Source organism: Microbacterium sp., assembly GCF_035277845.1.
Lineage (GTDB): Bacteria > Actinomycetota > Actinomycetes > Actinomycetales > Microbacteriaceae > Microbacterium.
Window position 1 is genome coordinate 1 of record NZ_DATEJS010000363.1, and the last position, 9,229, is coordinate 9,229.

Below are 9,229 nucleotides of genomic sequence, written 5' to 3' on the forward strand. Positions count from 1 at the left end.
TGCGCTCCTCGCTCAACGACCGGCGAGTAGGGGGAGAGCCTGAGCGCTTGCCCCGGCACGCTCCCTCCTCCCCCGCGGTCGTTGAGCGAGCGAAGCGAGCCGAAACGCAGTGTGTTGGCGGGGGTTGCTGCGTTTCGTCTCGTCGCTGCGCTCCTCGCTCAACGACCGGGAACGCGGAGCGAGCCGAAACGCAGACCGTGCGGGCTCGTAGGCTTGAGGAGTGCCCGAGAACCCTGACGCGTCCGAGATCCGCACGTTCCGTGACAAGCCCGTCTCGTTCGTGCGCCGCAGCGGACGCATGTCGGACGCGCAGGAGCGCGCGTGGGACGACCTCGCCCCGGCGTACCTGATCCAGGTGCCGCGCGGCATCGCGGGCACAAGCGTCGCCGCGGGCTCGCACATCGACCCCGGGCAGGTATGGGGGCGCTCCGCCCCGCTCGTGGTGGAGATCGGCTCGGGGCAGGGGCACGCGATCGTGCATGCCGCGGCATCCCGCCCCGACACCGACTTCCTCGCGGTCGAGGTGTTCAAGGCCGGCCTCGCGCGGACCATGAAGGATGCCGCCGCCGCCGACGTGCACAACCTGCGCCTCGTCGAGGCCAACGCGCCCGAGGTGCTGGAGCACCTGCTGCCGGCAGGATCGGTCAGCGAGCTGTGGGTGTTCTTCCCGGACCCGTGGCACAAGGCCAAGCACAACAAGCGCCGGCTCATCGCGCCCGCCTTCACCGGCATCGCGGCGGCGGCGCTGGCACCCGGTGGTGTGCTGCGCCTCGCGACCGACTGGGAGGACTACGCCCTGCAGATGCGCGAGGTGATGGATGCCGCCGGGGCGTTCGAGCGCGACTTCGCGGGGGAGTGGGCGCCGCGCTTCGACGGTCGCGTGATGACCGCCTTCGAGCGCAAGGGCATCGCGAAGGGGCGCGACATCCGCGACCTCGTCTACCGTCTGGTGTGACGCGGCCCCGGCGTTCCCGCGCTTCGACCGCTCGACGGTCGGGGTGTGCCCAGGGGCTGATCAGGCCCGCCGGGTATCGTGGCGACCGGATCCCGGACAGGATCCCCGGACGACGGATCAGTACCCGGTGCGCGACAAGACTGGCCAGGGAGCTGACGTCATGTCGTGGGTCATCCTCATCCTCTCGGGTGTGCTCGAAGCCGTCTGGGCCACCGCGCTCGGCAAGGCGGAGGGCTTCACGAAGCTCTGGCCGAGCGTCGTGTTCGGCTTCGGGCTCCTCGCGTCCATGGGCGGTCTCGCCCTCGCGATGCGCGACATCCCCACCGGCACGGCATACGCCGTCTGGGTCGGCATCGGTGCCGCGCTGACCGTCGGCTACGGGATGGTCTCCGGAGCGGAGTCGGTCTCGATCGTGCGCGTGCTGCTCATCGTCGGGCTGGTGGCGTGCGTCGTCGGGCTGAAGCTCGTCGGAGACCCGCGGTAGGCGGTGGTCGCGGCATCCGGCTCGGGCGCCGGCGCCGTGGCGAGCAGGTCGCCCATCGCCCGGCCGAGGGTGGTGTAGGCGCGGTAGTCGTCGTCGTAGAACCACTGGTCGGCGGTGCTGTCGTTCGGGAACGCACGGTGACCGAGCGCATAGGTGAGCACGTCCGGCGCGAGCCCCGGCCAGAGGGACGCCCGAGCGACGCGGATGGTGCCGGTGAGTCCCGGCATCCCGCATTCGTCCGGGTAGATGACCGTGCCGATCAGCACCGGCGACTCGCCGAGGCGCGGGCGCAGCGCGTCCATGCCCTTGGGCAGCGACGTGTCGTCGGCGGTGCCGGCCGAGGCGCTCCACACGCCCTTCGCGCCCCAGTCGATGCGCACCCCGAGCTCCTCGGCGGCGAGGCTGATCGCGTGGGCGAGGGTCGACGGGGCGGAGTTCACCTCGCCGCTGGCATCCACGGAGTAGATCTCGGTGCAGCGTCGGCGCAGCAGCTCGATGAGCCCGAGGTTGTCGTAGAAGCCGCCGTCGGTCACCTGCAGCAGAGGCCCGTTGTGGGTGTGCGGGCCGAGCAGCTCCTTCATGAGGCAGTCCATGCGGCGCTTGCGGGGGATGCGGGGCGCGCGCGACGCATCCTCGGGGTCGATGCCCTCCCGGTAGCGCTCGATCGCGTACGACGGATTCGGCAGCCAGGCCCCGAGCCGCACACCCGACAGGGCGAACAGCGTGCCGTACCAGGGGGAGCCCTGCCCCCCGCCGGAGGCGGAGATCGCACCGCCGGAGATCGCCACCGCTCCCTGCACGGTGAGGTCGCGTTCGATGTGCTTCGGGCTGATGCGCTCGAGCGCCTCGGCGCGCACGTACCCGACCTCCGGTCCGCCGATCCAGTCCCCGCTGAACGTGTACGAGACGCGATTGTTGCCGGCGGGCGTGCGCGCGCCGCCGATCGTGGCGGATGCCGCGAAGATCACCTGCGGGAACGTCGCGTTGCGCTCGCCGTCCACCGGTCGCCGGCCGTAGGTGGACAGGTTGGTGCGCGTCTCGGGGTTGTATGCGACGGCGACGTCGACGCCGCCGCGGCTGACGCGGCGCACCGCGAACGCGGATGCCAGCCGGGCGCGATAGAAGGGATGAAGGCTCAACCGGGTCTCGTCCACGAACCCGCCGATCACGATTGCGAACAGGACGATCACCACCGCCGACACAGCCGATCCGACGGGCACCGAGAGGTCGCCCGCCTGCACGCTGTTGATCGTGGCCGCAGCGGCGCCGCCGGCAAGCAGCAGCCAGGCGGCGGTCGCGACGACGATCACCACCACGACGAGCAGCATGTTGATCACCGCGCCGGGGGCGCTCGCGATCTTGTGGAACCACGACGGCGGCTTCGACATCCGCGCTGCGGTCACGCGGCCGATCGACACGAGGCTGACCGCGTAGGTGCCCAGCACGCCCCAGAACGAGGTCGCGACCACCTGGCCGGCGGTCTTCGAGCCGTCCATGATGCCGCCCGCGAGACCGATCAGCGCGGGGACCCCGACGGTCACCACTGCGGTGACCAGCGCGAACAGGCTGAAGCACGCGGCCGCGCGGCGCAGGCGCTTGCCGGCGAGTCCCCACCAGGCCAGCAGCGCGCACAGACCGGCCGCCGCGAGCGGGATCGACACCGCGATCAGCACCCACGTGAACGACGACGGCAGGGCGCCCCGCACCGCGGCGGCGATGGTGCCTCCGGTGTTCACGGACGTGATCCGCCCGCGGTAGAGCAGTCCGAGTGCGACGCCCACCGCGACGGCGGGCGCGAAGACGAGGGCCATGGTGATGACCAGGTGCGCGGCGATGCGGGCGAGCGCGTGCAGCAGCTGCCCGGGGGTGTTGGCCAGGTAGCTCGCGTGGCGGCGGACGAAGTCCTCCTCGGCCGTGCCGGGCATCAGCACGGACGCCGGGTCGCGCACCACCGTCCAGTCGCCGGCATCGGGATGCTCCGCGTCGGAGAGCGCCTGCTGGAACGCTCCGGCGATGTAGCCGCCGCCGGAGACCGACACGACGAAGTCGGCGCCGAGCAGCTTCTCCCGCATCGCGGGTGCCTGCAGCACGCCGAGCGCGAGGGTGCCGGCGCGCACGCCGCCGCCGGACAGGCACACGCCCACGACGGGTTCGGATGCCTGCAGGCGGGTGAGGATGTCCTCGCTTTCGGGGACGTTGAATCCGCGCGCCCAGCTGGTGTTGCGGCTCGGCCTCGGGGTCTCGTCGCCGCTCGGGAGCGGGGCGTCCCGCCGGGTGAGGGCCAGGGGCGGGCGCACGTCGTCGGCGCTCAGTGCGTGCTGCGACCGGGACCATGGCCAGCTGCGCCCGACGGTCATGCCGAGTCCCACGACGGCGATCGGCCAGGCGACGACCTGGGCGCTGACGACGAGCATCGCCAGTGCGGTCTCCCAGTCGGTGGCGGTGCCGTACCAGAGGGGAGTGGTGCCGGAGGCGGGCAGCACGAGCCGGAGGGTGTCCTTCGCAAGCCCGGCGAGGATGATGGTCAGCCCCGCGAGCACCCCGAACTCGGCGTAGTGCCGGCCGGTGTGGTTGCGGATGAGGCTCATGGCGAGCAGGGATCCGCCCACCAGGCAGATGCCGGTGAGGGTCAGGATGACGGCGTTGAAGGCGAGGGCCGCGGTGACCGTCGGGCCGGACTTGCCCGCGAGAACCTCGACCGGATCGAGCACCGCGGTCAGGGAGCCGACGCGCGCGCTGCCCGCGAGGCTGAGTACCGCGGCCGCGATCCCGGCGACAATTGCGATGCCGGCCACCACGAGCCGGAGGCGCCGCGTCGGGAGCGGGATCCAGTGCTTCTGGTCGTCGTCCATCGGATGCTCCCCTGTGCCGCGTCGTGGAGGCGGTCGCGGGCATCCGTGCCGTCACAGGTGGGGAGGCGCGAGCGGGTCGGAAGATACATCCCGAGGGCGGAATTTCCGCGTATTTCCGGAACTGTGACACGCTCTGTCGGGTTAGCGGGCGCATGCGCTCGCCCGACGGGAGGAGCCACCATGGAACCGGCACTGTACATGCACCTGAGCGACCCCGAGGTGGCCGTGCTCGACCCGCCGCGCGGTCTCCCGCTGTACCACGCCGACCGTGCCGCGGCCGATTTGCGCGGGCACGTGAACGTCGCACCCGTGCCGCCGCGAGAGGACGGATGAGCGACGCGCCCGGCGCGACCCTCGCGTCAGGAGGAGCCTTCGCGGACTGGTAGTCTCGTTCGGTACGCCTCCGTAGCTCAGGGGATAGAGCGTTGGTTTCCGGTACCAAAGGTCGCAGGTTCGATTCCTGTCGGGGGCACAGAAAGAAATCCCAGGTCAGGCCTGGGATTTCTTGCGTCATGGGCGGCTTTCAGATCGGCAAATTCGCCCGTTTGCCCACAATTTGCCCACACTTGAAATCAAACGGGTGACATCCGGTGTTCTGGAAGAATTCTGGAAGATTCCGTTCGAAGCGAGCGCTACGGGCACTCGCCGCCAGTCCATGGGCATCGCACCTCGTCGAACCCGGTGAGACGGTGCCGGATGAAGGGCTCGGCCGGAGGCCAGTGCGGGTCGAGTACCCGGGCGACCGTGAAGATCGACACCTGGGATACGCCTGCAGCCTTCAGCGAGACGGCGACAGATTGCGCGTGCGCGCCCGTCACCCACGAGTCATCGATCACGACAACATGCTCGGGGAGAACCAGTCCAGGCCGGGCAGTCCAGTACTCCGGCCTCAGCTCGCGCAGGCCGGGCGGGCCTGAGTAGTCCACGATGACCTCGTCGGCGGGTCTACGCGCGAGAGAGCGCACAAGTTCGTGTAGCGTCGTGCGACCTCGGGTCGACGGAACGACGGCCCACCCATGCGTCGATCGCTCGGAGAGCTTACGCGCGCACTGGATATGCCCACGGAGCCCGAGCGCGAGCAGAGCGAGCATGGTCGTACGGTGACTGGGGCCGGCGCCGGGCGTCTTGTAGTTCTGCACGAGCTTGTACGCCTGCGACTCATACTCGACCGCGTAGACGAGTGAGCTGACGCGATCCGCCAGATTGAGGCCCGCTTGCGCGCGTTGGTTGCATTGGAAACATCGCGGGTAACCGTCCACGGGCACCTCGCAGACGGCGCAGGTCGTACCCGGCTCGCGGATGGTGCTCTGCAGGTACGAGCCCGCGGAGACGCTCAGGCTTCGCGCGATCTCTCGGATCTCTGGCGGCAGCTGTCTGGTCACGAGGCGAGCAGGGCGTGCAGTGCGTCCTCAAGCCGCTCCGGCGCGCTGCGTACCTCTTCGATCGCCGCCCTGAGCTCGTTGAGCGTGTTCACAACCCAGACGTTGGGCGCACCCGCGAGCGCGCGCCCCCAGGACGTCGACTCGGCGACGCGGCTGGTGAGGATCACCGGGCGTCCGTGTTCACCGGCCAGACGCGCTTGGATCCTGGTCCCTGAGTGCTCGCCGGCTTCGATCACGATCGTGGCCAGCCCATAACCGGACATCGACGCGTTTCGCATCGGAAAACTCTGCTTCGTGGGAGGTGCGTCCGGATAGAACTGTGACAGCAGCAGCCCGCGTGAGCCGATCTCCTCCTGCAGCGCGGCGTTCGCGGCAGGGTAGCTCCGGGCAATGCCCGTGCCCAGAAATGCCACCGTCCGCCCGCCGGCGGCCAGCGCGGCGCGGTGGGCCGCAGCGTCGATGCCCGCGGCAAGGCCGCTGATCACGGTCAGATTCTGAGCGACGAGAAGCTCCGCCACAGTCGCGGCCATCTCGAGAGCCCAGGGGCTAGCCGAGCGCGACCCCACGATCGACATCCCCGGATCGTGCCGCTGCAGCTTGCCACGGTAGAAGAGGAACGGGGGCGTCTCGCGGATGTCCAGCAGTCGTGCTGGGTAGGTGTCATCGAGCACGGTGACGAGTTGATAGCCTGCCGCCCGCCAGTCGGTCAGCTGGTCGGCGGCATTCGCAAGGTCGACCTCCGACACCGGTGCCGGAAAGAGCTCACCGTCGGTGCGCTCTTCGAGCACGACGAGAGCGCTGCCCTCTGCGGACACGTCGGACGCAATCCGTCCCCAGCTCACTTCGCGACGTCGTTCACGCAGCAGCGTGAACAGTGCCGCTCTCTCCTGCTGGCTTGACGTCATATCGACAGGGTATCCCTGACGTCGGACATCGGAGGCAGCGTTGCGCGGCGCCATCGGCGGCACTATTCGGGCAGTCATTCGTCCGCTATCGCGCGGCCGGACGGCTCCGCGCTTGGCCCGAAGGCTGCCGGAAAGAACCAGTTGAGCGCGGCGTTGTTGAGCCGCTTCGAGATGTGTCCAGATCGTTCTCGAACCTATCGGAGTAGACATCCAAGGGCATCGCCGCCGAACTGTGTCCGAGGGGACTGCTGCAGGGATAGGTTCAGTTCTGCCTCAGGACATCGGTGACACTTCCTCCGGTGTCCGGGTTGCTGGCCGGCGGCCGCGCGGCTTGTCGTTGCCGACGTACGCCGTACCGGGCAGCGGCCAGAGCCTCTCCCCGAGCAGAGCGCCGTGCTCGTCGAAGACGAGGAGCCGGTCGAGCTTGTGGATCGTGTGCGCGGCGCGCCCGGCGAGGTGCTTGTCGATGGAGAAGTTAGGTGCCCCGCGCGTAGACGGTGCCGTTGACCTGGGACCTTCACCACCCGGACCGCGTCGGCCGCAGGATCGTCGGGGATCTCGGCCGGATCCAGGATCGGAGGCTTGACGCCGCCGGGATGAGGCGGGTCGGCTTTCGGTGTTGCGTGCCACGCGGCCTGCGGCTGTCATCACGCATATCGTTCAGCTGACGCGTGCGAGGTCGACTCGCGGACGATCAGGTGCGCGGGCATGGTGTCGACCCGGTGTCCTCGTGAGCGGGAGAGGAAGCTGCTGAGGAGCATGTCCGTGATGACTCGGCCGGCCTGTTCGCCGGGGGATCTCACGGTTGTGAGGGGCGGCGACGCGAAGGATGCGGCGAAGATGTCGTCGCATCCGATCACGCTGATGTCTTCGGGGACGCGGATGCCGCGGTGCGCGAATCGTGCCATTGCCGCGATGGCGAGCGTGTCGTTGAAGAACAGGGCCGCGGTCACGTCGGCCAGTGCGACTGCGTCGGCGGCCGCGGCTCCCGCGTCGACGGTGGGGTAGAAGGCCCCGATCGCCTTGAGTTCGACGCCGTGCCGTTCGGCGGCTTCTTGCAGTGCCTCGTACCGGTGTCGGTCGGACCAGGAGGTGGACGGTCCTCGGACGTAGGCGATGTCGTGGTGGCCGAGCGAGACGAGGTAGTCGAGTGCTTGCACCAGGCCTGCGACGGTGTCGATGACGATGCCCGCGATTCCGGGGACTTCGCGATTGAGGATGACGAGGGGGACGCGCTGGGCGACCTCTGTGAGGAGGGAGTCCTCGGATCGGGGGGACGCGACCACGATGCCGTCGACGTTCTGGGGCAGTTCGCGCAGCCAGTCCGCTTCCATCTGTTCGGATTCTTCGGAGGTGACCAGGAGTTGCATGAAGCCGGCGGACTGTGCCTGGACCTGACATCCGCGGATGACGTCGAGGTTGAACGGGTTGGTGAGGTTCGCGACCAGGAGTGCGATGGTTCCTCGGGTGATGCGCGAGCGTGCAGCGGGGAGCGTTGCGGACTCGTAACCCATTTCACGTGCTTTGCGGGCGACGCGCTCGTACATCTGGGCGCTGACCCGGTTCGGGTTCGACAGTGCCCGGGAGACCGTGGACGGTGCGACGCCGCACGCCTCGGCGATCTCGGTGAGCGTCACGCGGCGGTGCACGCGGCGAGGAGGTGTGTTCATGGAGAGAGCATGCCCTGTGCTGCGCGCTCCTGGCAATGCGATGGCAAATTCCGTGCCAGCAAACAGTTCGCGATCCCTTTGATTTCTTGACATCTCCAAGATCGCATGGCACACGGTTGGCATGATCACTTCTTCCGTGTACGCAGCGGGACTAACGTCGGATCGTCGGCTTGGCCGGTTGGACAGGAGGGCTCGTGATGACGCGGCGGATCGATCTGGTGGCAGACCTCGGGGAGAGTTTCGGCGACTGGAAGATGGGTGACGACGACGCCCTGCTGGAGATCATCACGTCCGCGAACGTGGCCTGCGGATTCCACGCCGGCGACCCGCGCGTGATGGACCGGACGGTCGCCGAATGCGTCAGGCGAGGCGTGGCCATCGGGGCGCATCCGAGCTTTCCGGACCTCGTGGGGTTCGGGCGCCGCACCATGGATCTGACCGGGTACGAGGTGCGGACGGACGTCGTCTATCAGCTGGGCGCGCTCAGCGCGGTGGCGTCGTATCACGGCGCCCGGGTCGTGCATGTGGCACCGCACGGCCGTCTCGGAAACCTCGTCGCCGTGCGGCAGGACTACGCCGACGCGGTCGTGGACGCGATCACCCACGTCGACCCGGGCCTGCGCGTGCTTGCGCAGGACGGCTGCCTGGCCGATGCGTCCCGGGCTGCGGGTGTACGTGTCGGGGTCGTCGGAATCGCCGACCGCGCCTACCGCGACGACGGCACATTGGTGCCGCGGTCCGAGCCGGGCGCGGTCATCCATGACGCCGCGCTCATCGCGGAACGCACGGTGCGCATGGTCGCCGAGGGCGTCATCGAGAGCGCGAACGGTGTCGACCTGCCGGTCACGGTGGATTCGGTGCTGCTGCACGGCGACAACCCCGGCGCCGTCGAACTCGCCCGCCTGCTCCGTGCCGAACTCGAAGCCGCCGGCGTCGAGATCGCTGCCCCGGATGCCGCCTCATGAGCACGTCGAGCGTTCT

At 69.2% G+C, this 9,229-nt stretch carries 8 protein-coding genes, 1 tRNA gene and 1 riboswitch; of the genes, 5 read left to right on the top strand and 4 right to left on the bottom strand.

From position 1 onward, the window contains the following. Nucleotides 1-298: 298 nt before the first annotated feature. Together trmB and VJR25_RS16040 are read left to right on the top strand one after the other, a co-directional pair. Complete coding sequence (gene trmB / locus VJR25_RS16035) at nt 299-955, top strand: tRNA (guanosine(46)-N7)-methyltransferase TrmB (RefSeq protein ID WP_324116839.1); 657 nt, start codon at nt 299-301, stop codon at nt 953-955. An 84-nt stretch (nt 956-1,039) separates the two neighbouring features. Beyond that, a riboswitch (guanidine-III (ykkC-III) riboswitch) is annotated at nt 1,040-1,104 on the top strand. Between the two features lie 11 nt (nt 1,105-1,115). Continuing rightward, nucleotides 1,116-1,439 carry a multidrug efflux SMR transporter gene (locus VJR25_RS16040; protein WP_324116841.1) on the top strand — a complete coding sequence of 108 codons (324 nt, stop codon included), beginning with the start codon at nt 1,116-1,118 and terminating at the stop codon, nt 1,437-1,439. Here VJR25_RS16040 and VJR25_RS16045 read toward each other — a convergent pair. Further along, complete coding sequence (locus tag VJR25_RS16045) at nt 1,331-4,291, bottom strand: hypothetical protein (RefSeq protein ID WP_324116828.1); 2,961 nt, start codon at nt 4,289-4,291, stop codon at nt 1,331-1,333. The two genes, VJR25_RS16040 and VJR25_RS16045, sit on opposite strands and share 109 nt — an antisense overlap. A gap of 180 nt (nt 4,292-4,471) precedes the next feature. Between VJR25_RS16045 and VJR25_RS16050 the strand changes: the two genes are divergently transcribed. Together VJR25_RS16050 and VJR25_RS16055 are read left to right on the top strand one after the other, a co-directional pair. Then, nucleotides 4,472-4,624, top strand: a complete 153-nt coding sequence (locus VJR25_RS16050) for a hypothetical protein (RefSeq protein WP_324116830.1) — start codon at nt 4,472-4,474, stop codon at nt 4,622-4,624. Nucleotides 4,625-4,690: 66 nt separating this feature from the next. Continuing rightward, nucleotides 4,691-4,763, top strand: a tRNA-Arg gene (locus VJR25_RS16055). 160 nt (nt 4,764-4,923) lie between these two features. Here the strand turns inward: VJR25_RS16055 and VJR25_RS16060 are convergent. From VJR25_RS16060 to VJR25_RS16070, 3 genes are all read right to left on the bottom strand, one after another. After that, nucleotides 4,924-5,673, bottom strand: coding sequence for a hypothetical protein (locus VJR25_RS16060; protein WP_324116832.1), 750 nt, complete (start codon nt 5,671-5,673; stop codon nt 4,924-4,926). Further along, nucleotides 5,670-6,578 (bottom strand): DNA-processing protein DprA, encoded by a 909-nt coding sequence (locus VJR25_RS16065; protein WP_324116834.1) that lies wholly within the window; start codon nt 6,576-6,578, stop codon nt 5,670-5,672. Before VJR25_RS16065 ends, VJR25_RS16060 begins: the two co-directional genes overlap by 4 nt. A gap of 647 nt (nt 6,579-7,225) precedes the next feature. Beyond that, the gene (locus tag VJR25_RS16070; RefSeq protein WP_324116843.1) at nt 7,226-8,371 is read right to left on the bottom strand and encodes a LacI family DNA-binding transcriptional regulator; all 1,146 of its coding nucleotides are present in this window, start codon (nt 8,369-8,371) and stop codon (nt 7,226-7,228) included. Nucleotides 8,372-8,445: 74 nt separating this feature from the next. On the opposite strand from VJR25_RS16070, the gene VJR25_RS16075 reads away from it, so the two are divergent. Further along, nucleotides 8,446-9,213, top strand: coding sequence for a 5-oxoprolinase subunit PxpA (locus tag VJR25_RS16075; protein WP_324116836.1), 768 nt, complete (start codon nt 8,446-8,448; stop codon nt 9,211-9,213). The last annotated feature ends 16 nt before the right edge of the window (nt 9,214-9,229 follow it).

Bases quoted from the DNA above. Each gene is read 5' to 3' on its own strand.
- trmB (WP_324116839.1), top strand. From the start codon at position 299: ATGTCGGACGCGCAGGAGCGCGCGTGGGACGACCTCGCCCCGGCGTAC.
- VJR25_RS16040 (WP_324116841.1), top strand. From the start codon at position 1,116: ATGTCGTGGGTCATCCTCATCCTCTCGGGTGTGCTCGAAGCCGTCTGG.
- VJR25_RS16045 (WP_324116828.1), bottom strand. From the start codon at position 4,291: ATGGACGACGACCAGAAGCACTGGATCCCGCTCCCGACGCGGCGCCTC.
- VJR25_RS16050 (WP_324116830.1), top strand. From the start codon at position 4,472: ATGGAACCGGCACTGTACATGCACCTGAGCGACCCCGAGGTGGCCGTG.
- VJR25_RS16065 (WP_324116834.1), bottom strand. From the start codon at position 6,578: ATGACGTCAAGCCAGCAGGAGAGAGCGGCACTGTTCACGCTGCTGCGT.
- VJR25_RS16070 (WP_324116843.1), bottom strand. From the start codon at position 8,371: ATGCCAACCGTGTGCCATGCGATCTTGGAGATGTCAAGAAATCAAAGG.
- VJR25_RS16075 (WP_324116836.1), top strand. From the start codon at position 8,446: ATGACGCGGCGGATCGATCTGGTGGCAGACCTCGGGGAGAGTTTCGGC.